This is a genomic window from Citrobacter sp. NCU1 (genome assembly GCF_010231475.1).
Lineage (GTDB): Bacteria > Pseudomonadota > Gammaproteobacteria > Enterobacterales > Enterobacteriaceae > Citrobacter_D.
The window spans coordinates 16,508-42,489 of sequence record NZ_NRDO01000068.1 but is presented as its reverse complement, the minus strand read 5'-3'; the positions used below and the strand labels follow the sequence as shown (position 1 = coordinate 42,489).

Annotated in this window: 27 protein-coding genes; 10 read left to right on the top strand and 17 right to left on the bottom strand. The window is 51.5% G+C overall.

Annotated features, from left to right (window positions below):
• Positions 1–354: 354 nt before the first annotated feature.
• The 6 genes from cheW to flhD all read right to left on the bottom strand — a co-directional run bounded on the left by cheW (position 355) and on the right by flhD (position 5,791).
• The gene (cheW, locus tag CJP72_RS19310; RefSeq protein ID WP_162382945.1) at positions 355–858 is read right to left on the bottom strand and encodes a chemotaxis protein CheW; all 504 of its coding nucleotides are present in this window, start codon (positions 856–858) and stop codon (positions 355–357) included.
• Positions 859–880: 22 nt separating this feature from the next.
• Positions 881–2,911 carry a chemotaxis protein CheA gene (gene cheA, locus CJP72_RS19305; protein ID WP_162382944.1) on the bottom strand — a complete coding sequence of 677 codons (2,031 nt, stop codon included), beginning with the start codon at positions 2,909–2,911 and terminating at the stop codon, positions 881–883.
• Positions 2,912–2,915: 4 nt separating this feature from the next.
• A complete protein-coding gene (gene motB, locus CJP72_RS19300) occupies positions 2,916–3,845 on the bottom strand; it encodes a flagellar motor protein MotB (RefSeq protein WP_162382943.1) in 930 nt (309 codons plus the stop codon).
• The gene (gene motA / locus CJP72_RS19295; protein ID WP_162382942.1) at positions 3,842–4,735 is read right to left on the bottom strand and encodes a flagellar motor stator protein MotA; all 894 of its coding nucleotides are present in this window, start codon (positions 4,733–4,735) and stop codon (positions 3,842–3,844) included. The genes motB and motA overlap by 4 nt, the downstream gene beginning before the upstream one ends.
• A 124-nt stretch (positions 4,736–4,859) precedes the next feature.
• Entirely contained in the window at positions 4,860–5,444 is a 585-nt protein-coding gene (gene flhC / locus CJP72_RS19290; RefSeq protein WP_193568797.1) for a flagellar transcriptional regulator FlhC, read from the bottom strand.
• Entirely contained in the window at positions 5,441–5,791 is a 351-nt protein-coding gene (gene flhD, locus CJP72_RS19285) for a flagellar transcriptional regulator FlhD (RefSeq protein WP_162382941.1), read from the bottom strand. The genes flhC and flhD overlap by 4 nt, the downstream gene beginning before the upstream one ends.
• Positions 5,792–6,586: 795 nt before the next feature.
• On the opposite strand from flhD, the gene uspC reads away from it, so the two are divergent.
• Complete coding sequence (gene uspC, locus CJP72_RS19280; RefSeq protein WP_162382940.1) at positions 6,587–7,015, top strand: universal stress protein UspC; 429 nt, start codon at positions 6,587–6,589, stop codon at positions 7,013–7,015.
• Between the two features lie 17 nt (positions 7,016–7,032).
• Here uspC and otsA read toward each other — a convergent pair whose 3' ends face one another.
• From otsA to CJP72_RS19250, 6 genes are all read right to left on the bottom strand, one after another.
• Complete coding sequence (gene otsA, locus CJP72_RS19275; protein WP_162382939.1) at positions 7,033–8,451, bottom strand: alpha,alpha-trehalose-phosphate synthase; 1,419 nt, start codon at positions 8,449–8,451, stop codon at positions 7,033–7,035.
• Complete coding sequence (otsB, locus tag CJP72_RS19270) at positions 8,426–9,229, bottom strand: trehalose-phosphatase (protein WP_162382938.1); 804 nt, start codon at positions 9,227–9,229, stop codon at positions 8,426–8,428. The genes otsA and otsB overlap by 26 nt, the downstream gene beginning before the upstream one ends.
• Before the next feature lie 287 nt (positions 9,230–9,516).
• Entirely contained in the window at positions 9,517–10,503 is a 987-nt protein-coding gene (araH, locus tag CJP72_RS19265) for an arabinose ABC transporter permease AraH (RefSeq protein ID WP_193568795.1), read from the bottom strand.
• Positions 10,504–10,517: 14 nt separating this feature from the next.
• Positions 10,518–12,032 carry an L-arabinose ABC transporter ATP-binding protein AraG gene (araG, locus tag CJP72_RS19260; RefSeq protein ID WP_162382936.1) on the bottom strand — a complete coding sequence of 505 codons (1,515 nt, stop codon included), beginning with the start codon at positions 12,030–12,032 and terminating at the stop codon, positions 10,518–10,520.
• 81 nt (positions 12,033–12,113) lie between these two features.
• A complete protein-coding gene (gene araF, locus CJP72_RS19255) occupies positions 12,114–13,103 on the bottom strand; it encodes an arabinose ABC transporter substrate-binding protein AraF (RefSeq protein ID WP_162382935.1) in 990 nt (329 codons plus the stop codon).
• Between the two features lie 319 nt (positions 13,104–13,422).
• Entirely contained in the window at positions 13,423–13,980 is a 558-nt protein-coding gene (locus tag CJP72_RS19250; protein ID WP_162382934.1) for a DJ-1/PfpI family protein, read from the bottom strand.
• 558 nt (positions 13,981–14,538) lie between these two features.
• Between CJP72_RS19250 and CJP72_RS19245 the strand changes: the two genes are divergently transcribed.
• Positions 14,539–15,042: a non-heme ferritin-like protein gene (locus tag CJP72_RS19245; RefSeq protein ID WP_162382933.1), complete on the top strand. Its 504-nt coding sequence runs from the start codon at positions 14,539–14,541 to the stop codon at positions 15,040–15,042.
• Positions 15,043–15,214: 172 nt separating this feature from the next.
• Here the strand turns inward: CJP72_RS19245 and CJP72_RS19240 are convergent, their stop codons facing one another.
• The 3 genes from CJP72_RS19240 to CJP72_RS19230 form a co-directional block, all read right to left on the bottom strand.
• Positions 15,215–15,466 carry a DUF2766 family protein gene (locus tag CJP72_RS19240; protein WP_162382932.1) on the bottom strand — a complete coding sequence of 84 codons (252 nt, stop codon included), beginning with the start codon at positions 15,464–15,466 and terminating at the stop codon, positions 15,215–15,217.
• A gap of 114 nt (positions 15,467–15,580) precedes the next feature.
• On the bottom strand, positions 15,581–15,664 hold the full coding sequence (gene azuC, locus CJP72_RS19235; RefSeq protein WP_004136622.1) for a stress response protein AzuC: 84 nt from the start codon (positions 15,662–15,664) through the stop codon (positions 15,581–15,583).
• 401 nt (positions 15,665–16,065) lie between these two features.
• Positions 16,066–16,704, bottom strand: coding sequence for an RpiB/LacA/LacB family sugar-phosphate isomerase (locus CJP72_RS19230; protein ID WP_162382931.1), 639 nt, complete (start codon positions 16,702–16,704; stop codon positions 16,066–16,068).
• Positions 16,705–16,973: 269 nt separating this feature from the next.
• Between CJP72_RS19230 and yecR the strand changes: the two genes are divergently transcribed.
• Positions 16,974–17,309 carry a YecR family lipoprotein gene (yecR, locus tag CJP72_RS19225; RefSeq protein ID WP_162382930.1) on the top strand — a complete coding sequence of 112 codons (336 nt, stop codon included), beginning with the start codon at positions 16,974–16,976 and terminating at the stop codon, positions 17,307–17,309.
• Between the two features lie 198 nt (positions 17,310–17,507).
• The gene (ftnA, locus tag CJP72_RS19220) at positions 17,508–18,005 is read left to right on the top strand and encodes a non-heme ferritin (RefSeq protein ID WP_162382929.1); all 498 of its coding nucleotides are present in this window, start codon (positions 17,508–17,510) and stop codon (positions 18,003–18,005) included.
• A gap of 46 nt (positions 18,006–18,051) precedes the next feature.
• On the opposite strand, the gene CJP72_RS19215 is transcribed toward ftnA, so the two are convergent.
• Positions 18,052–18,291, bottom strand: a complete 240-nt coding sequence (locus CJP72_RS19215; RefSeq protein WP_162382928.1) for a YecH family metal-binding protein — start codon at positions 18,289–18,291, stop codon at positions 18,052–18,054.
• A 228-nt stretch (positions 18,292–18,519) separates the two neighbouring features.
• On the opposite strand from CJP72_RS19215, the gene tyrP reads away from it, so the two are divergent.
• A complete protein-coding gene (tyrP, locus tag CJP72_RS19210) occupies positions 18,520–19,731 on the top strand; it encodes a tyrosine transporter TyrP (protein ID WP_162382927.1) in 1,212 nt (403 codons plus the stop codon).
• 54 nt (positions 19,732–19,785) lie between these two features.
• Here the strand turns inward: tyrP and CJP72_RS19205 are convergent, their stop codons facing one another.
• Positions 19,786–20,451, bottom strand: a complete 666-nt coding sequence (locus CJP72_RS19205) for a YecA/YgfB family protein (RefSeq protein WP_162382926.1) — start codon at positions 20,449–20,451, stop codon at positions 19,786–19,788.
• 511 nt (positions 20,452–20,962) lie between these two features.
• Here CJP72_RS19205 and CJP72_RS19200 point away from each other — a divergent pair.
• From CJP72_RS19200 to CJP72_RS19180, 5 genes are all read left to right on the top strand, one after another.
• Positions 20,963–22,036, top strand: a complete 1,074-nt coding sequence (locus tag CJP72_RS19200) for a branched-chain amino acid ABC transporter substrate-binding protein (RefSeq protein ID WP_446714981.1) — start codon at positions 20,963–20,965, stop codon at positions 22,034–22,036.
• Positions 22,037–22,147: 111 nt separating this feature from the next.
• Positions 22,148–23,062 carry an ABC transporter permease subunit gene (locus CJP72_RS19195; protein WP_162382924.1) on the top strand — a complete coding sequence of 305 codons (915 nt, stop codon included), beginning with the start codon at positions 22,148–22,150 and terminating at the stop codon, positions 23,060–23,062.
• Positions 23,063–23,081: 19 nt separating this feature from the next.
• The gene (gene livM, locus CJP72_RS19190; protein ID WP_162382948.1) at positions 23,082–24,368 is read left to right on the top strand and encodes a high-affinity branched-chain amino acid ABC transporter permease LivM; all 1,287 of its coding nucleotides are present in this window, start codon (positions 23,082–23,084) and stop codon (positions 24,366–24,368) included.
• Complete coding sequence (locus tag CJP72_RS19185) at positions 24,365–25,240, top strand: ABC transporter ATP-binding protein (protein ID WP_162382923.1); 876 nt, start codon at positions 24,365–24,367, stop codon at positions 25,238–25,240. Before livM ends, CJP72_RS19185 begins: the two co-directional genes overlap by 4 nt.
• A complete protein-coding gene (locus CJP72_RS19180) occupies positions 25,237–25,953 on the top strand; it encodes an ABC transporter ATP-binding protein (protein ID WP_162382922.1) in 717 nt (238 codons plus the stop codon). The genes CJP72_RS19185 and CJP72_RS19180 overlap by 4 nt, the downstream gene beginning before the upstream one ends.
• Positions 25,954–25,982: the final 29 nt, after the last annotated feature.

Genomic DNA, 25,982 nt, shown 5'->3' with positions numbered 1-25,982 from the left:
GTTTAAACAGCTAAACGGAAATCACTGAAAGTCAGAATGCGGAAGCGACACCACGGTCCGGCTCGAAAATCGATGAGACGTTGACGGCTGACCGGGTCCGCCCGCAGGGACGCGGGCGGAGGGGACGGCCTGCAGGGATGCAGGCTCGACCCCGACCCGAAAGGCAGACGGCATAAGGCGAATGTATCGCGAAGCGACGATTTTCCCGCCGGGAGCCAGGGTTGCAAGGGAGGCGGCGGTGAGCCTCCCTTGCACGTTCACAGGTAATGTGATTGCAGAGAGGCGGTGGACATAAGGTGAACGTCCCCCTTCACCAGAGTGACAGATTCTCGATAATTGCTTAACTAAGCAGCATTACGCCACATGAGACGCCGCGATATCCAGCAGCGCCATCTCCTCGCTGTTCAACAGTTTTTCGATATTCACCAGAATCAGCATACGATCGCCCAGCGCGCCCAACCCCGTCAGATACTCCGTCGACAAGGTCACGGCAAACTCCGGAGCCGGTCGAATTTGATCCGCCGTCAGCGACAACACATCCGACACGCCATCCACCACGATACCGACGACGCGTTGCCCCAGATTCAGGACAATCACCACCGTATTGTCGTTATAATCAACGTCGCCCTGGCTAAACTTCACACGCAGATCCACAATCGGCACAATAACGCCACGCAGATTGGTCACCCCTTTGATGAACGAGGGCGTGTTAGCGATACGTGTCACCTGATCGTAGCCGCGAATTTCCTGCACTTTCAGAATGTCGATGCCGTACTCTTCGTCTCCCAGTGTAAAAACCAGGAATTCCTGACCTGACGGCTCGCCGGCCAGTTTGGTTACATTACTCATACCGGTCATATTTCTTTCCTTCCTCACTCAATCAGGCGGCGGTGATCGCCATACGTTGTTCGCGGTTTAAACCCTGCAGCGCAGAAACATCCACAATTAGCGCAACGCTGCCGTCGCCCAAAATGGTGGCGGCCGAAATGCCCGGCACTTTGCGGTAGTTACTCTCCAGATTTTTAACCACCACCTGGTGCTGGCCAATAAGCTGGTCAACCAGCAACGCATAGCGTCGTCCGGCGCTTTGCAGGATCACGACGATGCCCTGGGTCGCTTCTGTTTTCGCGCCAACCACATCGAAAAGTTTCCACAGCTCCACCAGCGGCAAATATTCCCCACGCACTTCCAGCACGCGTTCGCCGCCTGCCAACGGATGCAGGTCTTCTTCGCGCGGCTGGAGCGACTCCATCACCGCATTCAGAGGTAAAATGAAGACTTCGTTTGCCACGCGTACCGACATCCCGTCGAGGATGGCCAGCGTCAGCGGTAGCAAAATTCGAATGGTGGTGCCGGCGCCCTGTTTTGACTGGATCTCAACGTGGCCGCCCATTTCCTGAATGTTACGTTTCACCACGTCCATGCCGACACCGCGACCAGAAACATCCGTCACCTGCTCCGCCGTCGAGAAACCTGGGGCAAAAATCAACATCCCCACTTCGTCGTCGGTCATGTTTTCGTGGATCGCCATTCCTTGCGACAGCGCTTTTGCCAGGATGCGTTCACGGTTAAGCCCCGCGCCATCGTCGGTCACTTCAATGCAGATATTCCCACCCTGATGTTCGGCGGAAAGGATCAGATTCCCAACGGCACCTTTCCCGGATTCAAGGCGTTTTTCCGGTAACTCAATCCCGTGGTCGAGACTGTTGCGCACCAGGTGCGTCAAGGGATCGATAATGCGTTCAATCAGGCTCTTGTCCAGTTCCGTCGAGCTACCGACCAGGGTCAGTTCGACCTGCTTGCCCAGCTTGCTTGCCAGATCGCGCACCAGCCGTGGGAAACGGCTGAAAACGTACTCCATCGGCATCATACGAATCGACATGACAGACTCTTGCAGATCGCGGGCGTTACGTTGTAACTGCCCCATACTGGTGATGAGATCGCCGTGATTTACCGGGTCCAGTTCGTTGGAGCGTTGCGCCAGCATCGACTGGGTAATCACCAGTTCGCCGACCAGATTGATCAGTTGATCCACTTTCTCAACCGCCACGCGAATGCTGGTCGATTCACTGGCACGAGCCGGTTTTTCACGTTCCGCACGTGCGGGCTGCAGATCGCGGGTCGCGCTCTTCACCGCAGAAACGACCGCCGGGGTCTGTGCTGGCGACACCTCGGCCACCGCTGACGCCTCGTGGCTGGCAGGCGTGACAGGCACCAGCTCAAACGCAATCTGGTCGGCCTCAATCACAAAGCAGAGCACCGCGATAATGTCATCTTCCGCAATACCGCCATCCAGCGTCGCGCAGAGGCTATCGGCCCCTTTGACGACATCCGTCAAGGTGGCGAGATTCCCCAATTCTGCTTCCAGTAAATCGACTTCATTGGCTTTCAGGCGAGACAGTACAATGCGCAATTGCGTCTCTTCGCTGCCCTGCGGCGTCGCGGTCTCTTCCTGAATCGCCATACTGTCTGCAACACTGAGTTTGGCGGCGCTCACGATGGCAGGCGCTGTTTCGCCTTTGGCTTCCAGCGCTAACTGACGTAACGCATTGCAGATGTATTCGAAGCTTGCGGCATCCGGCTCTTCAGAGCTTTTATAGGCGTCGAGCTGTTCTTGCATAATGTCTTTCGTTTCCAAAAACAGGTTGATAATGTCGGTATTGAGCTGCATCTCACCGCGCCGGGCTTCATCCAGCAGGTTTTCCATCAAGTGGGTGGTTTCCTGCAAAACGGTAAAACCAAACGTACCGGCGCCACCTTTTATCGAATGCGCAGCACGAAAAATCGCATTCAGTTGTTCTGAATCCGGGGCTTCAGGCACCAAATCAAGCAGGTGCTGTTCCATGTCAGCCAACAACTCGTCAGCTTCATCAAAAAAAGTCTGATAAAAATCGCTAATATCCATGCTCACGCTATCACCTCGGATTGGCTGGTGGCGATGTGGGAACGCTTGCCGACGGCGCTGCCGCTGGCTGTTGTAAGACACTTACTGGCTCATTCTGGCTTTCAGCGTTTTCATGCAAAATGGCCTGTTCTGCCTGTTTATTGAGAACTAACAGGCTGATACGGCGGTTGATGGCGTCATCGGGGCCACGATCGCTCATGCGCATCGTGGCCGCCATGCCAACCACCCGTAACACTTTTCCATCATCCAGGCCGCCGCTGACCAACTCCCGGCGCGACGCATTGGCGCGATCAGCAGACAGTTCCCAGTTGCTGTACCCTTTTTCACCGTTGGCATAAGGGAAGTCATCGGTATGCCCGGAGAGACTAACGCGGTTCGGAATACCGTTAAGCACCGGCGCGATGGCGCGCAGAATATCGCGCATATACGGTTCAACCTCAGCGCTACCGGTTTTAAACATCGGGCGATTCTGGCTGTCGATAATCTGAATGCGCAGCCCTTCCTGAACCAGATCAATCTTCAGATGTGGGCGTAACGCGCGCAGTTTGGGGTCAGACTCAATCAACTGATCGAGATCGCCGCGCAACTTGCTCAGACGGCTTTGCTCCATACGCTTTTTCAGCTCATCGATATTCGGCTGTTTGTTGACTTCCCCCTGCTGCTGGGTGTAGTCGTCACCGCCGCCAGGAATGGCGCTTTGACTGTTCGAGATTCGATTGCCCCCCGTCACTGCCGTTGCCAGCGGGGTGCGAAAATATTCCGCAATCTGGATCAACTCTTTCGGACTGGAGATGGAAATCAGCCACATGACCAGAAAAAAGGCCATCATTGCGGTCATAAAGTCGGCATAGGCAATTTTCCACGAGCCGTGCGCACCGCCGCCGTGACCTTTATGTTTTCGTCGTTTTACAACGACGATGGGATGGGCCTGATTTTTCATGCTTCCTCGGTCGTCGTCTGCTGCTGCGGATTCGGATTTCTCACCGCGCGCACATGCTCTTCCAGCTCAATAAATGACGGACGTTCGCTGGAATAGAGCGTTTTGCGGCCAAACTCGACGGCGATCGGCGGCGCGTAACCGTTCAGATTCGAGAGCAGAGTGACCTTCACGCACTGCATCATTTTGCTGGTTTCGGCACTCTTCTGGCGTAAGACGCTGGCCAGCGGTGAAATAAACCCATAAGCCAATAAGATCCCGAGGAATGTTCCCACCATCGCATGCGCTATCAATGCGCCGAGTTCGGCGGCCGGTCGGTCAGCGGAAGCCAGTGCATGCACCACCCCCATCACCGCCGCCACGATGCCAAACGCCGGTAACGAGTCGCCGACTAACGCCAGACTGTTGGCAGGGACTTCTGATTCACTTTCGTGGGTCTCAATTTCTTCATCCATCAACGCTTCAATTTCGAAGGTATTCATGTTGCCGCTGATGATCAGACGCAAATAATCGACAATAAAATCAAGCATGACCGCATCGGCAAGAATGCGTGGATAGCTGGCGAAAATTTCACTTTCGCCTGGATTTTCAATGTCTCGCTCCAGCGAGAACATCCCCTGCTGGCGCGACTTGGCCATCAGGCGATAGAGCAGCGCCAATAAATCCATATACATTGCTTTTGTGTATTTCGAACGTCGAAACAGTAACGGGATCGCTTTCATCGTCCCTTTGATGGCTTTGCCGTTATTACCGACAATAAACGCCCCTATACCCGCGCCACCGATAATGACCAGTTCAGCTGGTTGATAGAGTGCCCCAAGGTGTCCGCCGGTCATCACATAACCGCCGAAAACTGTACCGATAACCACCAGGTAACCTAATAAGATAAGCACGACATCATCCTTCCGCTGTTGACTATGGCAGGATGCGCAGTCGGGGCATTAACGCGTACGCGAGGCAAAAAAAAGCAGCGGTAATCGCTTACCGCTGCTGGAGTGTTTGTCCACACCGTATCGGTTAAACAGCCTGTTCGATCTGTTCATCCAGCAGTTGTGGAATAATATCGGCAGCATCGCGGGAAAGTTTACGTCTTTTTACGGCGCGGGAAGGAGGCTGGCATAAACTGCAGGCAAAGCTGCCCGGAGGCTGGTGCGCGTGGGTGATAAAATTACCGTCACAGCAATTGCAGCGCGACAATTCAAGCAAACCACTTTCCACAAAACGTACCAGTGTCCAGGCGCGGGTCAGCGCGAGCAACGGCCCTTCTTCCGGCTGCGGGCACTGCTCCAGGTAAAGGCGATACGCTTTGATCACCGCATCCACACCGCTGCATAAACCTGTTTTGAGTAAGAACTGCCAGGCATTACAAAACATGGACGCATGAATGTTCTGCTCCCATGTCATAAACCAGTCGGTGGAAAAAGGAAGCATCCCTTTTGGCGGAGGACTGCCGCGTAATTCTTTGTACAGCTTGATGAGACGACCGCGACTTAACTGTGTTTCACTCTCCAGCATTTGCAACCGGGCGCCAAGCGTGATCAATTCCATGGCTAACTGGATATCGCGCGCTTCCTGAACAATGCTTTTTTCGCTCATCATCAGGCCCTTTTCTTACGCGCCATCTCTTCAGCCTGATTCACGTCGTTGAGCAGACGCGTCGACAGCATGATGCCGGTATGAATTTGCTGAAGATCGTCGACACGCGAATCCTGCGTCAGACGCGTGATCGTCTGGCTGCTGTCAAAACGGAAATGACACACTAATTGATTTGTTTCGGCCAACTTGACCATTTGCGGAAGCGTCAGCGTTCCCAGCGTGTTCGCCATCTCTTCACTGATGCCCAGGCGGAACATCGCGGATGCTTTGTCCTGTACGATCAGACGCTGTGCAAGAAGTAAATATGACAAATTGATGTCATAGATATGTTTCAGCAACTCGGATGTGTGCATTGTTCCCATCCAGAATAACCCATTTTATTTTTATGCGGTAAAACCGCACCCCGTGATGTCGCCGGGAATCCCCGGTAAAAAAATCAAGAAGGTCAAATGCATAGCTGTGTGCAGGGACAAACGCGCACTGGAAAGCACTCCCTCCAGGGAACACTCGCCATTTACACGTTTTCATCAATTCTTACAAATACCTAAGATTTTTCCTAATTCGACGCAACTCTACTCGCCGCCATCGTCACATACAACGGAGCGGAGCCGCGAATTTGAAAAATATGTGATCAATGTCACATAATTACCCAAATACTTAACATAAACCCATCAGTTAAGCTTTTATTTTGTGTGTTTATTAACCGAGTGAACACGTATTGCATTCCAGAGATCCGACCAGGCGCTCAATAAATAGTCACAACCAGTTTATTTCACATGGTGAATATCACATAATGAAAATATAAAATTACCAGGTATGTTGTTTTTTTGATGTGTAATATTTAATTCTACTAAAACAATAACTTAAATATTAAGGTGAGTTAATTAATACCCTATAGTTACCATAGGTTATATGTTAATTCTTGTTACATTGCAATTAACATTTCGTTTTCATACCCAGGGAATTTAATTTAAATCACATAAAAGTGTCTTTCTGGTGATTTTTTTTACGATTTCAATCATAAGAATAGCTAATAAATAATTATAATAACCCTCACACAATTGCGCTCTCTAAGCGTTGCAGTATTGGTTTAAACAGAGTAAAGCTGAAGAACCACCTCATATTCCTGCAATAATAAGGAGCGAGTTATGAGCTACACTCATATCCTTGTCGCCGTAGCTATTACGCCAGAAAGCCGCCAACTTTTAGCCAAAGCCGTTTCCATCGCGCGCCCCGTCAATGCCCGCATTAGTCTGATTACTCTCGCCTCCGACCCTGAGATCTATAACCAGTTCGCTGCGCCGATGCTGGAGGATTTACGCGAAGTGATGCAGGAGGAGACACAGGATTTTCTTAATACACTCAGTAGTGACGCGGATTATCCCATTGAGCACACCTTTATTACGTATGGGGAGCTCAACCAACATATTCTGGATGTGTGCCGAAAACATTCGGTGGATTTGGTCATTTACGGAAATCATAACCACAGTTTTTTTTCGCGAGCCTCCTGCTCTGCGAAAAGTGTGATCAGCACCAGCCAGGTAGATGTTTTGTTGGTGCCGCTGGCGGGTGAATAAGCGCCGCAGTGCAAATGTCAGGCGAGTTTAGGAAAGGTCGCGACTTTATTCCGCTGCTGACTTTCGGCGGTACGCGGTGCAACTTCTTTTAGGTCGTGAATAAAGCGTTCCTGCCAGCTATGAATATCGTTTTTGATGATCACCGCCAGCATTTCCGCATGGCGCGAAATACGTTCGGCAAGCGGCATGGTCAATGCGCGATCCAACGCAGCGGCGACGTCGTCCCTGTCATACGGATTCACAATTAACGCGGATGTGAGTTCGTTTGCCGCTCCGGCAAACTGTGAAAGCACCAGTACACCGGGGTTGGCGGGATCCTGCGCGGCAACATATTCCTTCGCCACCAGGTTCATGCCATCGCGTAATGGCGTCACCAGCCCCACATCTGAGTAACGAAATACTTTCATCAGCAGTTTGCGATCAAAATGTTGATTCAGGTAGTAGAGCGGCGTCCAGCCCAGTTGACCGTATTTGCTGTTGATCCGCCCTGCTTCCGTCTCCAGTTGGTGGCGAATATCCTGATAAGCCTGCACATCGCCACGCGACGTCGGCGCAATTTGCGTATAGCGAATGTTGCCGTGATGCTGGGGATAATGCTCCAGCAGAGCCTCATAAGCCTGAAAACGCTCGGGTAATCCTTTCGAATAGTCCAGCCGCTCAACAGAAAAAATGTTCTGCACATGCTTCAATTCCGCCTTCAACTGCGCCAGTTTTGGCGGCAGCGCGCCCTTTGCCTGCTGCGCAATCTCCTCCGGCGCAATGCCAATCGGATACACGTCAGTACAAAATGTTTTGCCCCACGCCGTATGACGTCGATTGCGTGTGCTGACCCGGGTCTGACTCGCCAGACAGTCCAGGAAAGCCAGTCGGTCGTTTTCGGTCTGGAATCCAAGTAAATCGAAATCACACAACTGCTCCAGCAACGAATGATGGGGCGGCAATGCGTTAAAAATTTCGGGTGTCGGGAACGGAATATGCAGAAAAAAGCCCATCCGATGATTCACACCACGCTGGCGTAATTCGCTCGCAAACGGCAGCAAGTGATAGTCATGGACCCAGATCATGTCATCTTCTTTCAACAGTGGCAGCAGTTTGTCTGCCAGCAACGCATTGACCCGCAGATATCCCTCCCAGGCATTGCGCTGAAACTGCACTAAATCCAGTCGGTAATGAAATGCAGGCCACAAAACAGCGTTAGAAAACTGGCAGTAATACTCGTCGTAATCCTGCTCGCTCAGATTAAAAGACGCCCAGGTCATGTTCCCGCGAGTCACTTTCTTTAACGGTTTATCCTCGTCCCCCGTCTCCCCACTCCAGCCGAACCACAACCCCCCCGTTGCTTTCAGAGCGCCCAGCACACCAACCGCCAGCCCACCCGCACTGCCTTTATTATCGGGGGACGCAATTCGATTAGATACTACGACTAAACGACTCATAGCCATCTCTCCTGTCACTCGCTGATTTTTGTTTTTGTTGTGGATAATGGATCTGCGCCAGCCAACGCCAGACGTCCGGCACGCTGGCTAAACGCCAGTTGGCCTGTGTCTCCCCGCCGCCGACTTTAATCGACATGCCGCCAGCCCGATTTACCGCCGCGAACCCCGCTTCATCAGTAAGATCATCACCTAAAAACAGGGGAATACGGCCTGCAAAGGGGGCTTCCTGCATAAATGCGGCAATGGCTTCACCTTTATTAGTTCCCCGAGGTTTAATCTCCAGCACACATTTACCCGGCTGTAGCGCTAACTGCGGCCAGAGAGCGGTAATACATTTCGCGAGTTTCAATAGCGTCGCTTCATGCTGCGGCGCCTGTCGATAATGCAGCGCAAAAGCCATATTTTTGGTTTCCAGTTCAGCGCCCGGCAGGTTTTCCAGCGCCGCAGATAACTGGTTGTAAACGTCACGTTTTAACGCCTGTGGCAGCGTCACTATATGGGTTTGACCATTGATATCACGGCGCTCGGCTCCGTGTACGCCGGCAAGCGGAAAACGAAAAGGGGTTGTCAGAGCGTCAAGTTCAGCCATCGAACGCCCTGAAATCAATGCCAGTGCCCCTGCATTCTGTGTCGCAAGGCGGTGTAACGCCCGGAGAACGGCGTCCGGGATCGCCACCTGGTCGGGGTGAGGCTGTATCTCAGCCAGGGTTCCATCAAGGTCAAAAAACCAGGCATGGTTTGCAGATAATTCAGGGGATACGGTTAACAAGTCTGTCACCCTTTTCTCCTCTTTATCATGGTTTTCGGGCGGCAAAAAGCGCCCCATCAGCATGTTTAACCTAAAAAATTCAAGTTGCAGGAAGTCGGCAACACAGCGAATCCCCAGGCGCTTTTCGAAGTCAGTGACTGGGGTGAACGAGGAAAGCCGACGCGCATGCGACTTGCGGTATGACGGGTATAAGTATAGACAGTGTGACGGCGCTCGCCATTTTGAAAGACAATCGCCAACCGTACTCACGGCTGGCGATCGGGGGAACTATACTGAGAAGTTAGCTGATAAAAACGTCACACAGTCCGTTTCGCTTTCTGTTTGTAACGGTCGAAGACCACCGCTGCCAGTAGGATTAAGCCGCGAACCACATACTGCGCAAAGGGAGAAATATTCAACAGGTTCATGGCATTTTCCACGGTCCCCAGAATCAATACCCCGGCCACTACATAGGAGATTTTTCCAATGCCGCCTTTGAGGGAGACTCCACCCAATACACAGGCAGAAATCACAATCAGCTCATAACCAATCGAGGTCATCGGCTGACCGCTGGTCATACGCGATGCCAGAATGATACCTGCCGCAGCAGAAACCAAACCAGAGAGCACAAAGATGATGATTTTGGTGCGAACAACCGGAACACCGGCCAGACGCGCCGCTTCTTCATTACCGCCAATAGCCAGCGTATTACGACCAAACGTGGTTTTGTTCAGCAGCAGACCAAAGATTATCAGGCAGGCAACCGTTAACCAGATCGGCGCAGGCAACCCGAACCAGTTAGCATAACCGAGAGTAAAGAAGCTCTCGTCTTCAATGCCGACCGCTTTCCCGTCGGAAATAATATACGCCAGACCGCGCACAATCTGCATCGTGGCCAGTGTGGTAATCAGGGCGTTGATTTTTAAGCGGGCAATCACGAAACCATTCACCAGACCGCACAGCACACCGAGCAATAGCCCTGCCGCTACGCCAATCCACAGGCTTTCGGTCAAGTTGATGACCACGGCCGTTGTCACACCGGCGCAAGCAATAACGGAGGCGACAGAGAGGTCGAAATCGCCGGATGCCAGGCAGAACAGCATCCCGCAGGCCACCATGCCAGACATGGAGATGGCCAGCCCCAGCCCCTTCATATTGATAAAGGTGGCAAAGTTTGGCACAAAAATAGCGCAGGCCAGGAACAGTACCGCGAACACCACCAGCATTCCGTACTGATCCCAAATGCGACCAATATTAAACGGCGACTTAGGTGCGCCCGATCCCGATGTAGTTACAGAAGACATCATACTCTCCTTACTCAGGCGACTGCCTGGCTGACTTTTGGCATAGCAAGGCTCAGAGCCTGCCGTTCATCCGCCTGTTCGTGAAGCAATTCACCGGCGATCTCACCTTCCCTCATCACCACAATACGGTCGGCGACGCCCAGAACCTCAGGTAAATCACTGGAGGCAAACAACACTGCAACGCCTCGTGCTGCCAGGGCGTAGATAACGTTGTAGATTTCGTGTTTTGCGCCCACATCAATGCCGCGCGTTGGCTCATCAAGCAAAATGACTTTCATCTCTTCCGACAACCAGCGCCCCAGAATCGCCTTCTGCTGATTCCCGCCGGAGAGGTTCATGATCAGTTGCTCCGCTCCCGGCGTTTTAATATTAAGTGAACGAATATGGTGGTCAGCGTTAGTCTCTTCCCAACTGTTGTTGATAAGACATCCGCCCCGGACGTGCTTACGGCGCGCGCTGATGTTGATATTGTCGCGTACAGAATGCACTGGGATAATCCCCTCGGCTTTACGGTCTTCCGGGCATAGCATCATCCCCGCCGCAATGGCATTGGCCGGCTTGCGAATATCAATCGGTTTTTCATCAATAAATACCTGACCTCCGGTGATTCGCGTACCGCCAAACAACCCTTTCATCAACTCGCTGCGTCCGGCGCCGACCAGGCCAAACAGCCCCACAATTTCGCCGCTGCGCACTGACAAACTGATCGGTGTTCTTACGCCTGGCGCTTTCACTTCATGCAGACGTAAACGTTCGGCACCATAAGGCCTCGATTCCCAACCGTAGATATCGCCGAGATCGCGTCCCACCATCGCCTGCACTAACGCGTCGTGGTTCACCTGCTGCATGTCGGCAAATGTTTTGACGTAGCGACCATCTTTGAAGACGGTAATGGCGTCGCTCAGCGCGAAAATTTCTTCCATACGGTGCGACACGTACAGAATAATGCGACCTTCTTTACGCAGTTCCCGAATAACGCGGAATAGGTTCTCAATCTCTCTGGCTGAGAGCGAGCTGGTCGGTTCATCAAAGGCGATAATTTTGGCGTTACGCGCCAGCGCTTTGGCGATTTCCACCATCTGCCACTGCCCGATCGAGAGATATTTCAGCGGGGTGCCAGGATCAATATCCATACCCAGATGTTTTAACTGCAACCCGGCCTCATAATTAAGCAGCGATCGATTTACAATTCCGCCTTTATGCGGCAACTGTCCAAGATAGATATTCTCAGCGACGGTCATTTCCGGCACGAGATGTAATTCCTGGTAAATAATAGCGACACCGGCGTTCAATGCGGCAGTGGTGTCAGCAAACGTGACCTCCTGCCCAAGAATCGCCAAAGAACCCGTGGTAGGCGCGTAATTACCGCTGAGAATTTTTAAGAGTGTTGATTTCCCGGCGCCATTTTCACCCATCAGCGCATGCACCTGACCGGCATAACAGTCAAAACTGATATCCGTTAGCGCTTTGACGCCAGGAAAGGTTTTTCCAATGCCGCGAAATGAGAGATACGGGGTAGACTGTTGCATAACGTCTCCGTGAATCTGGGTCGTTAGTCGTTAATCAACCCCTCTGCCGCCGCAGCGACAGAGGGTGTTTTCTACTGCCGATTACTTACCACCTAACCCTTTCTTGGCCAGTTCTTCCTTAAAGTTGTCACGCGTGATTAATACCACGTCAGTCACTTCCGTGAATTTTGGCGGTTCAGCGCCTTTGGTCACCCAGTTGTAGAGCATCTCGCTGGATTTATAGCCATGTACGTCCGGGCTTGGCAGCAACGAACCGTAGAAGCCTGTGGCTTGTGCCTTCGACAGCTCGCTGACCGCGTCCACGCCATTGATACCGATGCCGATCACATCGGCAGCTTTAAAGCCCTGGCCTTCCGTCGCACGTACGCCGCCCAGCACGGTGTTGTCGTTCATACCTACAACCAGCCAGTGCTTCACTTCTGGATGCTGAACCAGCATGGAGTTCGCGGCATCAAATGCGCCAGGGATATCATTGGATTTCGTCGGCACCTGGTAGATCTGTTTTTCCGGGAAGCCAGCTGATTTCAGCGCTTCCATTGAGCCACCGGTACGGCGGCGCGCCGTATCCAGCTCGTTTGCCGTAATCGCCATGACGGCGGTCTCTTTTACATCCCAACCGCGTTTCTGCATCTCTTTGTACAGCTCTTCCCCCTGACGTTCGCCGATCTTGGTCGCCGCCATCATAACCAGAGGAACGGTATCCATCGGCTTGCCTTTGGCGTTAACAAACTGGTCATCCACTGCGATGACTTTCATGTCGTAACCGCGCGCCTTGGCAGCGATTGCCGAGCCGAGTTTCGGGTCCGGGGTACAAATGACAAACCCTTTCGCACCGCTCGCAGCCAGGCTGTCGATGGCATTCAGGGTCTTCTCGCCATCAGGGACGGCAATTTTAATCACTTCAAAACCCAAATCTTTTCCCGCTTTATCAGCAAATTTCCACTCCGTCTGGAACCAGGGTTCTTCTGGCTGTTTCACCAGAAAACCGAGCTTCATGGTTTCTGCAATAGCGGATTGTGACATAACGGCAGCCAGACCGATGGCCGCCAGCGCTTTAGTGAATTTGTGCATGGTTAACTCCAGCTTTAGCGTTCTTTTATGTAGGGTAAAAACCAACGAGTTTTTGTAATTCAGACGAAAAACAAGGCATTACCATTTATATCGACGATTAATGCCAGTGCTGGAATAAGTTTTAGCGGGAAATTGATTCTCCATAGGAGAGCGGCATCACATCACAGAATTACAGTAATTGCGTGCATACATTCAGCGGGAAATGACATAAGAAAATGATAATTTGTCAGACAAATAAAAAGAGGCATAGCAGATTAATCCATAAGGCCAGCCAGCGAATCCTTGTTCCCGAATACGGCTGTATTCGGGAACGTTTTATTTACCAGCGATAGTAAATATGGTCTGCATGATCGCGAACCGGAGCGTCATCGCCAAGCAAACGGGCGCTGATCGTCAATGCAAAATCAAAGATGTTGCCTAACCCTTTACCACTAATCAGATTTCCATCTTCAACGACCGGCGCATCCACGTATTCGCCATCGGTCACGTTCTCCCACAGCTCGCCGGAACAGACATAGCGACGTCCTTTCAGCAATCCATTCCCACCCAAAACACGGGCAGCCGCAGAGCAGATCGGGCAAACAAATTTGCCTGCCGCGTCATGTCGGGAAACGAAATCGACTACTTCAGCGCTCGTGGCCAGATGCACGCTTCCCTGGGGGCCACCTGGTAACACGACTGCGTCAAAAAGCGTATCCCGTCGTTCAGTCAGCGTACTGTCTGCCACCATAGGAATGTTGTGGTAACTCACCACGGCGCGTGACTCCGCACAGGTTAATGTTTCAACTTCGATATTCAGTCGACGCAAAATATCGATCGTCACAATGGCCTCTGCCTCTTCAAATCCAGGCGCCAACAGCACAGCTACCTTTTTCATTCACTACTCCTCTCTTCTCTCCGTACGGTTCAAACAGCCAATGACAAAAGCTGATTGGCTTTATGTTTTAACGCTTCTAAAAATGATCTGGTACAAACTTAAGCCCTGGTGGGAGATCGGTCAGTACCGCTTAATCTAATAATTTCCGAAATAGCCATAATAGATAATTATCATTGAACAAATGATACCCGATGAAACTATTCCATTCTGTGACTTGAAATAATGTTTCAAAAAATCACCACCACTTTAATCGACGTTAAATCATGGCGTTGTCTCGGTGGCGACACACGCCAAAATTTCTGACTCAGGTCCGGTTTTCACACAGAATATGTAAAAAACTTTAAACATTTCACGATAAGGATTTTCTTATAACCATACAGACGCTATGCTTATTCAGATCATCAACGGAATTGACTGCGTGATCACATAAAGGACCGGCAGAACGGATTTATTCTGCTAACAGTTTCACTTGTGCGTAGTAGATGTTAAGAGCGGCAACAGCCTGTCGCTCTAATGCTGGTTACGCACATTCCCTTTTCTGGAAATAAGGATATTGACATGGCTGCAGTAGGAATGGCTCACAAACTCAACGCTCAGATGAATCTGGAGTTTTACGCATCCAATCTTTACCTTCGCATGAGTGAGTGGTGTTCAGAACACAGTTTGACGGGCACGGCGATGTTTCTGCGTACTCAGGCGCAAAGTAATATCACTCAAATGATGCGCATGTTTAATTTTATGAAGAGCACAGGCGCTAACCCCATCGTCAAAGCAGTTGATATGCCAGGCGATGAGTTAACTTCCCTTGAAGAGTTATTTCAGAAAACACTCGACGATTATCAGCAACGATCCAGCACCCTGTCGAGTTTGACCTCCGAAGCAAAAGCACTGAATGACGACCTCACGCTTGATTTTCTCCACGATCTGAAAAAAGAACAGCAGCAGGATGGCGTGCTGTTACAAACGATCCTCGATGAAGTTCGTAGCGCCAGACGTGCGGGTTTGTGCATGGAGCAAACAGACAAACACCTACTCAATGTCGTCAACCACCAGCACCACTAATGGCGGTATAACGTCGGATTAACGTCATAACCCCCAGTCTGGCCTGCAAGTACATCCACCGCAGGCCGGGCAACCTTAGTATCACCTTCTCAACCGACGGTTCTGAAACATTTACGCCCCCTGATTCAGGAGGCGTAATAAAAAATTTCAGCAATCTATCACTTTGATTTATTTAGTGAGCTTCGCCCTGCGGCGTGAATTTCAGCTCGATCAACGCGATGGCTTTCTGGATCGCGCGCATCGTCACGGGATCGGCGGCGGAAGGATGGCTTGAAAAATCGATGTTTTTCAGTTGGGTGGACATTTTCTCGCGAACTTCGACGGGGGCGATCACGTCAAGAACGTCCAGAATTTGTTTGATAACCAGTTGGCAGGCAACGACGTCAGAGACCAGTTCCTGATCGGCGTTCAGTGTTTGGGACATAGTGAGCTCCTTATAGAAAGGTCGTCATAGTACCTATTCAGGAGCAGAAACGATAGCCGCGTAAACACAGCAGAGAAACGGGTATAAAAAAACCTGCCGTAGCAGGTTTTTTTATCAGAACATACCGCCTGGCGGTACATCTTTGAATGTTTTGCAATAATTTTCGAACATGCTTTTCAGAATTTTGCGCAGTTTCATAGCATTGCTCCGTTTGATTGTTGTTCAGGTTTTATTGTCTACGAGCAACATAATATGACATCCGTCACAAAAATCAATATTTATGTGATGAAGATCACACTAAAAATTGTGCAAATTCTATTCATTTCGCTATTTTTTGTATAAAAATCAAAAGCTTTTTTCATTGCGTGTTTTAGTAAATTTTTATAATTTTTTTTGATGACAACCGTTCGTCGGTGCCAAAAGCAGGGATCTTGCAGGATGATTGCAACGCGATGTTAGCCAGTGATAGAGGAAGTACGGAGTCAAAACAAACACAACATTGTCGCCCGGTCGATCAACGCTGTCCGGGCCGACCACGCGGCATTTTACAGACCGGATACACCCGTTGTGTTATCCGGCCCCGATGCCTTCAAAGAACCTTACCCCAGGATTTCACGTACAAACGCTTCGATCGCTTTGTCCTGGCCATTTTCGAAAAGACACTGCTGGAAACGCGGGCCTGATACTGCGGTTCTCACCAGCTCAGGATCGATAGCACGCAACGTATCCAGATAGTTCTCTTTTACCACGGCCGCTTTCACCTGGTTCAGGATACCTGCGTTTCGTACCTGCGGCTCTTTACGCTCCGGCGGGTAGCCTTCACCTTTACGACCCGTGAACGCTTTTTCAAAGATGAAACGAACGTTCAACTCTGCACCCCAGCCAAAACCTTTCGCGAAAGGAAGAGAAAGCGCATTGCCATTGTTGATCTGGGCAAACAGAAACGCATCAGCCGGATCTATGCAGTAGCCACAAATAACGCCCGGATGGATGTTCAGGGACATCAGCGCCCCCTGACCTGTACCGCAACCGGTCACCACAAAATCAACCGCTTTCGCATTGAGCAGAATACTGGCCATAATGCCAAGATGAATATAGGTCAGATGATGGTCATTCTCATCGCTCATGCCGACGTTAAAGACAGGAAATCCCTTCTCATCCGCAACGGCCTTGAGCTCGTGATAAATGATGGCATTTTTGCTGGCCTGGCTATTTTCCATCATCAGTGCAATTTTCATACTGTCTCTCCTGAATGCGTCGCAATAAATTCCGACGTGAGTCTTTGAAATTGACGTCACATTACTACGCAATGAATGCACTTTCAAATTTAATGAAAGATGGTTTTAAAAAATAAAAACAGGTTCACGCTTTTGTTGCCCGCAGGGCGTTTTTTGTACATTCCCATGTTCGTTGCCTTTAAACATGGGTGATCCTCAGGCTATTCAAGCCATTGAACGATGGGGGTATCAGGTAGGATAGCGTATCACCGAACTTTCAGAGCGATATCATGAAGAGCCTTTTTCTTGCCCTTTCGCTGTTAATGCTGGCGGGATGTACCATCACCCGACAAGCACACGTCAGCGAAGCTAACGCAACCAGTGGGATTGTGCGCCTCACCTGGAATCAGGCGATGCTGCAAACGGCACGTACTGACGCCTATGTCGCGAAAGGCACCGCCACGCGTGAATGCCAGCAAATGGGCTACGCCAACGCCATCGGATTCGGCCAGCCGGTATCCACCTGCAGTGTTTATGCGGGTTCCCTGTGTCTGAATACGACAATAACGTTATCGTATCAGTGCCAGGGCGCAGCGCTCTACTCTGCAACGCCTGGCTATTATTAAACGTCGAGGTCAGTTTATTAATAACTGACCTTTTATTATGCCGACCGGTATTTATTTTTAATTTAATAGCGTTAATGCGTTTTATTCCCATTCGCATTTTTAATAATTGATTTTATTATTTTACCTTTTGCAAATAATTAAATAACAAATTATAGTGGCGCCACATCGACATATCATTAACATTTGTGGAGCGGAACAATGCTGAAAACAGAAATGATCGAAAAACTGAATGAACAGATGAACCTCGAGTTATATTCGTCTCTGCTCTATCAGCAAATGAGTGCATGGTGCAGCTATAACAGCTTTGAAGGTGCCGCCGCGTTCCTGCGCCGTCATGCCCAGGAAGAGATGACGCATATGCAGCGTTTGTTCGATTATCTGACCGATACTGGCAGTCTGCCACGTATTAATACCGTCGCGTCTCCTTTCGCTGAATATACATCACTGGATGAACTGTTCCGTGTCACGTACGAACACGAGCAATTGATCACTCAGAAAATTAATGAACTGGCTCACGCAGCAATGACCAATCAGGATTATCCTACCTTTAACTTCCTGCAGTGGTACGTGGCTGAACAGCATGAAGAAGAGAAGTTATTTAAATCGGTCATTGATAAGTTAACGCTGGCAGGTAAAAGTGGTGAAGGCCTTTACTTCATCGACAAAGAACTGTCGACCCTGGATACACAGAATTAATTCCTCTCCGGTGAAGCGGGTTTTCTGCCCACTTCACCGGGCTCTCTTAATGACGGCAGATCTTGCTTTCGTGCGTCGTAAAACCGTCATCCTTCGCAATAAATTTCCCCTTCGCCGCCAGAAAAGCCACCAGTTCTGCCGCCGTCATCTCTGTCGCTGAACAGGTATGAAAACGCGCCTGTGCGCCAAACCGTGAAATGATCGCCGCCTCAAGACTGGCATGGGTGTATTGCTCGCCCGATGCAATCATCATGTTAAGCACGTCGTGGCCGTGAATAGAATCCATACATCCTCCTCAGTAAAGCGCTTAGCCTAAGATGCAGCAGCGTTTTCTGCTTTGCGCTAACGCAGGTTTACATTCTTCGGCGTCCGGGATGATGCGGTCACACCCACACTTATAAAATCCGTAAACAAAAATTCACACTCATTGTAACGACGGTTTGACGAAAATAGCAGAATGCCTTACCCTGCGCCGCAGATACCACTATTGAATATCTCTGGGACAGAGGAAAGCGTGAAGAATAGAACTCTGGGAAGTGTTTTTATCGTGGCGGGAACCACCATCGGTGCCGGTATGCTGGCTATGCCGCTGGCTGCGGCGGGAGTGGGTTTCAGCGTCACACTGGCATTATTGGTTGGGTTGTGGGCGCTGATGTGTTACACCGCGCTATTACTTCTCGAAGTCTATCAACATGTTCCGGCAGATACTGGGCTGGGTACGCTGGCAAAACGGTATCTGGGACGCTACGGTCAGTGGGTAACCGGTTTTAGTATGATGTTTTTAATGTATGCCCTGACCGCGGCCTACATTAGCGGCGCTGGCGAGTTGCTCGCCTCCAGTATCAACGACTGGACTGGCAGCGAAATATCGCCAGCCACTGGCGTGTTACTGTTCACCTTTGTTGCCGGTGGCGTGGTCTGCGTGGGAACGTCGCTTGTCGATCTGTTCAACCGTTTTCTGTTCAGCGCCAAAATTGTTTTCCTGGTGGTGATGTTGGCGCTATTGATGCCGCACATTCACAAAGTCAATCTTCTTACCCTGCCATTGCAACAAGGGCTGGCATGGTCTGCCATTCCGGTAATTTTTACCTCGTTTGGTTTTCACGGTAGCGTGCCCAGCATTGTCAGCTATATGGACGGCAATATTCGCAAATTACGCTGGGTGTTTATCACCGGCAGCGCAATCCCGCTGATTGCGTATATCTTCTGGCAACTTGCGACCCTCGGTAGTATCGACTCTTCAACATTTATGGGACTGCTGGCCGATCACGCTGGGTTAAACGGTTTGCTTCAGGCATTACGGGAAGTGGTCGCCTCACCTCACGTTGAACTGGCGGTACACCTGTTCGCCGATCTGGCGTTGGCCACCTCGTTCCTCGGCGTGGCGCTGGGGTTATTTGATTATCTGGCGGATCTGTTCCAGCGACGTAATACCGCTGCCGGACGCCTGCAAACGGGCGCTATTACTTTTTTGCCGCCGCTGGCGTTTGCCCTCTTCTATCCGCGCGGATTTGTCATGGCGCTGGGCTATGCCGGTGTGGCGCTGGCGGTATTGGCGTTGCTGATCCCCTCTTTGCTGGTATGGCAAAGCCGCAAGCATAACCCTCAGGCAGGATATCGCGTTAAAGGCGGCTCAGTGGCGTTAGGTCTGGTGTTTCTTTGCGGGATTGTGGTGATCGGGGTGCAGTTTTCCATCGCGGCGGGACTGCTGCCTGAACCAGGCTGAATGCAGCAGATGGCGCTTACCCCAAGGGAAAAGCGCCATCTGGCCTTAACGCAATCAGTGCAGGCAGCACTGCTTATACTTTTTACCGCTGCCGCACGGACAAGGATCGTTACGCCCTGGTTTCGCTTCCGCTTTGACAGGTACCTGCACCGGAATCTCTTGTGGATGCGCCATCCACCAGGCATGAAGATCCAGCGCCGCCATCCGGATAGCCTCGACGCTTTCTTCGAATGCCTCTGGCGTCATCTTCTCTACCACGGCAAAGTTCTCTTCCGTACCGTGCAACGCAATCGCCTCCAGCGCCGGTTTCAGCGAGTCTGGCAACGCTGACCAGTCAGAAAGCGACACACCGCGCATATAACCAAAACACCACTCTTCGACAATTGTCAGTTCATGGCCGTCAATTTCGCGCAGACCAAATAAAGGTTCAAACTGCTCCGGAAACTCGTTCAGTCTGTCGGCGGTATCCGCCATATGCTGGAACGCAAGATTCATAAAGCGCGTCATCTCTTTTTCCGATGACCAGCGCGGCACATATTGCGGCCCGCCCCATACTGCCACCAGCCACTGCTCCGGCTCAATCTCACGCGGAGAACTGAGTACTGCCGTCAGCAGACCATCCAGCTCTGACACATCCAGAATCGCATGATCGGTGTTGTACTTCGTCAGCACATCGTCCAGCCACTCCAGTTCGCTTTCGTTCAATGGTCCCGTTTTCATAACGCTCATCCTCAGTGAAATACGCTTTCCAATAGTCATCTTACAGGGTGGGCGGGGATTTTTCTAAACAAAACGGGGAGTTCAGAAGCCCGGCGTTCCTGCGCCTTGCGCATCGTTCAAGTGATCATCTCCGCATTTTTGCACCGACAAGGTGCGCAGCCTGACTTTTCTGCAGCTATGTTTAAGATTCTGGACGGTTTGGATACCACGCTTCCCAGTCTGCCACGTGAAGGCAACCTCCTCCTTAGATAACGATTGACACTGACCTGATGAAATTGCGACGTCGTATTTCACATCGCATTGCTACGTCTGTCAGAAAACATTGTCGATATTTATCAACCTGGCGGAGTTTTTGCTTAAAAAATGACAGCCGTACGCGGCCCGCTTGATAACGCAATAAATGACGAAGTTTATGATTTTCCCCGCGCCACCCGGCGCCTGGTATTGAACAGTACTGAGGAATATCCAAATGTCTATAAAAATGATTAAGTTACCGCTGCAGATTGCCGTTATGGGGTGTTTAAGTACCGCATTTTATGCACAGGCAGATATCACGATTGGCGTGGCCGGGCCATTTACCGGCCCTAATGCCACGTATGGGGCGCAATACTGGAAAGGGGCATCGCAGGCAGCGGCGGATATCAATGCAGCAGGCGGGATTAAAGGTGAAAAAATCGTGCTGGTACAAGGTGACGACGCCTGCGAGCCAAAGCAAGCCGTCGCGGTAGCAAACCGCCTGGTCGATGAATCTAAAGTCTCTGCCGTGGTCGGTCATTTCTGTTCTTCCTCCACCATGCCCGCCTCTGAAGTCTATGATGAAGCGGGAGTATTAACGATAACCCCGGGGTCAACCAACCCACTGATTACCGAACGCGGAATGAAAGACATGCTCCGCATGTGTGGTCGTGACGATCAGCAAGGCGTCACGGCGGCAAACTACATGTTGGACGTCCTGAAAGCGAAAAAGATCGCCGTCATTCACGACAAAGATACCTACGGTCAGGGCTTAGCCGACGCAACGAAAGCCGCGCTGCAAAAACGGGGAACCAAAGAAGTCCTGTATGAAGGGCTATCGCGCGGTGAAAAAGATTTCAACGCCCTGGTGACCAAAATCGGCGCGCTGAAACCGGACGTTGTCTACTTTGGCGGTTGCCATCCGGAAGCGGGCCCGTTGGTGCGTCAAATGCGGGAACAAGGGGTACAGGCTAAATTCTTCTCCGGCGACTGTGTGGTGACCGAGGAGATGGTAACAGCGGCCGGTGGCGCGCAGTATACCAATGGCGTGCTGATGACCTTTGGCAAAGACCCTCGCACCATCGCAGAAGGCAAAACAGTCATTGAAAAATTCCGCGCCAGCGGTTTTGAACCCGAAGGCTACACCCTGTACGCCTATGCCTCAATTCAGGCCATTGCTGCGGCCTACGGCGCTGCAGGCAAAGACAACGCCAAAGCCGGCGAATGGCTGAAATCACACTCTGTTGACACGGTAATGGGGCCCAAATCCTGGGACGAGAAAGGCGACCTGAAAGTGTCTGATTACGTGGTTTATCAGTGGGACGACAAAGGTAAGTACCACCAACTCTGATGCCGTCAGAACGGTACTGACTTCTCGCTCCCCCTCCTGGGTGAGGCATTGTAACTCTGAAGGCAACCGGATTGTACGAGCCGGTTGCCTTACCACTGGCGGGAATTTCAAATGGATGCTTTCTTCTTACAACAGATGATCAACGGTCTGACGTTGGGAGCGGTGTATGGCCTGATTGCCATCGGTTACACCATGGTCTACGGCATCATCGGCATGATCAATTTCGCGCATGGCGAAGTTTACATGATCTCCGCGTACCTCTGTGCTATTGGTCTGGGACTGCTCTCCTTCTTTGGCATTCACTCTTTCCCCCTGCTGATTTTTGGCACCCTGATCTTCACCATCGTGATAACGGGTGTTTACGGCTGGGTCATCGAACGTATTGCCTATCGACCACTGCGAAATTCAACCCGTCTGGCACCCCTCATCTCAGCCATCGGTATGTCACTCATTCTGCAAAACTACGTGCAAATCAGCCAGGGGCCGAACCAACAAGGCATCCCGACACTGATGAGCGGCGTGCTGCGTTTCAATGTCGACGATGGGGTGGTGCAAATCACCTGGACCAAAATTTTTATTCTGCTGGCGGCATTTGTCGGGATGGCGGTTCTGACCTGGGTTATCCAGTACACGCGGCTGGGGCGAATTTGTCGCGCGACCCAACAGGACAGGCGTATGGCCTCCATTCTGGGAATTAACACTGACCGGGTTATCTCGCTGGTGTTTGTGATGGGGGCGTCGATGGCGGGGCTGGCGGGCGTTCTGGTGACCATGAACTACGGTACGTTTGACTTTTATGCTGGCTTTATCATCGGCATCAAGGCATTTACTGCCGCGGTACTGGGCGGGATTGGTTCGCTTCCCGGCGCCATGCTCGGCGGCCTGCTGCTCGGCATTGCAGAGGCGCAATTCGCCGGGCTTGTTAACTCCGATTATAAGGATGTTTTCTCCTTTGCCTTATTGGTGGTCATCCTGATCTTCCGCCCGCAGGGGCTGTTGGGACGTCCAATGGTCGTGAAGGTGTGAGGGCAAAACGATGACAGAGATGACAGAGGCCGTCGTGAAATCAGAACTGGATATTAAAAAATGCCTGCTCGACACCGTATTAGCCGGACTGTGCGCGCTGATTGTGTTTGGCCCCATCGTGGGGATTGTTCTAAAAGGTTACAGTTTCACTCTTGCCCCTACCCGCGTAGCGTGGCTGGTCGCCATCGTCATGGCAGGACGCTTTCTTGTCAGCCTGGCGCTGCAAACCCAGATCGGGCAGAAGTTTGCCAGTCGGTTTGACGGTGCTGACGACGGGGTGTACGTCCGCCCGGCGGGTTACACCTCCCGTATGCGCTGGATAATTCCGGGCTTGATGCTGCTGGCCATCGCCTTCCCCTTTGTGGCGACCAAGTATCTGCTGACGGTGGCGATTCTGGGGCTTATCTACGTGCTGCTGGGACTGGGCCTGAACATTGTCGTCGGGCTCGCCGGATTACTGGATTTGGGTTACGTGGCCTTTTACGCCATCGGCGCTTATGGACTGGCGCTGGGATACCAGTATCTGGGGCTCGGTTTTTGGGTCATGTTGCCCATTGGCGCCATCATGGCGGCGCTGGCAGGCGCACTGCTGGGGTTTCCAGTATTGCGGATGCACGGAGATTATCTGGCAATTGTCACGCTGGGATTTGGTGAAATTATCCGGCTGATTCTGAACAACTGGCTGAGTTTTACCGGTGGGCCAAATGGCGTGTCAGTGCCTGCCCCCACACTTTTTGGTCTGGAATTTGGCCGGCGGGCAAAAGACGGCGGCGTGCCGTTTCATGAGTTTTTCGGTCTGACCTATAACCCTAACCTGAAGTTTATTTTTATCTACACGGTACTGGTTCTGGTGGTGCTGCTGGTGCTGTTCATCAAACATCGCTTAACCAAAATGCCCATTGGCCGTGCCTGGGAAGCCCTTCGCGAAGATGAAGTTGCCTGTCGCTCACTGGGCTTAAACCATGTATTAGTCAAACTTTCCGCCTTTATGATGGGGGCATCGACGGCGGGGATTGCGGGTGTCTTTTTCGCAACCTATCAAGGGTTTGTTAATCCTACTTCGTTCACCTTCTTCGAATCTGCACTCATTCTTGCCATCGTTGTACTCGGCGGAATGGGTTCCACACTCGGCGTGGTGTTGGCGGCCTTTGTGCTGACCGTGGCCCCCGAGTTACTTCGGGATTTTGCCGAATACCGGGTACTGCTGTTCGGCGTCTTAATGGTGTTAATGATGATCTGGCGTCCCCGTGGACTGGTCCGCACCAGTCGCGCGGGTTTCGCTATTCGCAAAGGGGTGGCGCCATGACTGACAGCATTTTACGTGTTGAAAACCTGATGATGCACTTTGGCGGGATAAAAGCGCTGAACGATGTCAATCTGGAGGTTGCCCGAGGGTCAATCACGGCGTTGATTGGCCCAAACGGTGCCGGTAAGACCACGGTGTTCAACTGCCTGACCGGATTTTATCAGGCCTCCGGTGGCGCGATTGTGTTTAACACGCGCGCCAAAAGCACCGATGTGATTCAGGTGTTAGGGCAAAAAATACACGCCACTGATTTTCTCAATCCAGGCCGTCTGGCTTCACGCATCTACTACAAAATGTTCGGCGGTACGCATCTGGTCAACCGTGCCGGACTGGCGCGAACCTTCCAGAATATCCGCCTGTTTCGCGAAATGTCAGTGATCGAAAATCTGCTGGTAGCCCAGCACAGACAGGCGAACCGCAACCTGATTGCCGGCATTTTTAACACTCCGGCGTATCAAAAAGCCGAAAATCAGGCGCTCGACCGCGCCTTTTACTGGCTGGAAGTGGTGAACCTTGTGGATTGTGCAAACCGCCTGGCCGGAACCCTCTCCTATGGCCAACAACGCAGACTGGAGATTGCCCGCGCCATGTGTACGGGGCCGGAGATGATTTGCCTTGACGAACCGGCAGCCGGACTTAATCCGGTAGAAACCGAGGCGCTCAGCAGCATTGTGCGCATCCTGCGTGAACGACATGGCGTTACCGTATTATTGATCGAACATGATATGCACATGGTTATGGAGATTTCCGACCACGTTATCGTACTTGATCATGGCGATGTGATTGCCCGGGGGGCGCCAGAAGAGATCCAACACAACGTCAGCGTGATTGCTGCCTATCTGGGGACCGACGAAGAGGAGCTTGCCGGATGAGTCAGCCCTTGCTGGAGTTTCGCCATGTGGACGTTTTTTATGGCCCGATTCAGGCGCTGAAAGCGATATCGCTGACGGTAAATGAAGGAGAAACCGTCTCGTTGATCGGTGCCAACGGCGCTGGAAAATCGACCTTGCTGATGTCCATTTTTGGGCAACCACGCATCGCGCGCGGGCACATTCTTTATCGTAATGACGATATCAGCCACAAATCCACCCATTTTATTGCCACGAACGGGATTGCCCAGGTTCCGGAAGGACGGCGAATATTCCCGGACATGACGGTCGAAGAAAATATTCTGATGGGGAGTATCCCTATCGGCAACCGTTACCATAAAGAGGATAAAGCACGGATGTATCACCTCTTTCCGATCCTTGAGGAGCGACGCAATCAGCGTGCCATGACGCTCTCAGGAGGTGAGCAACAGATGTTGGCCATTGCCCGCGCGCTGATGAGTCGCCCTAAATTGTTGCTGTTGGATGAACCGAGCCTGGGGTTAGCGCCGCTGGTGGTGAAGCAAATTTTCCAGACTCTACGTGAATTAACAAAGGCCGGGATGACGCTTTTCTTAGTCGAACAAAACGCAAATCACGCGCTTAAACTGTCGGATCGCGCGTATGTCATGGTCAATGGCGAAATTCGCCTGAGCGGCAGCGGTCAGGAACTGTTAGTCGACCCCGAAGTGCGAAAAGCCTATTTGGGTGGGGCGTAGCGATTTCGACGCGGAATAACCATAGCCGC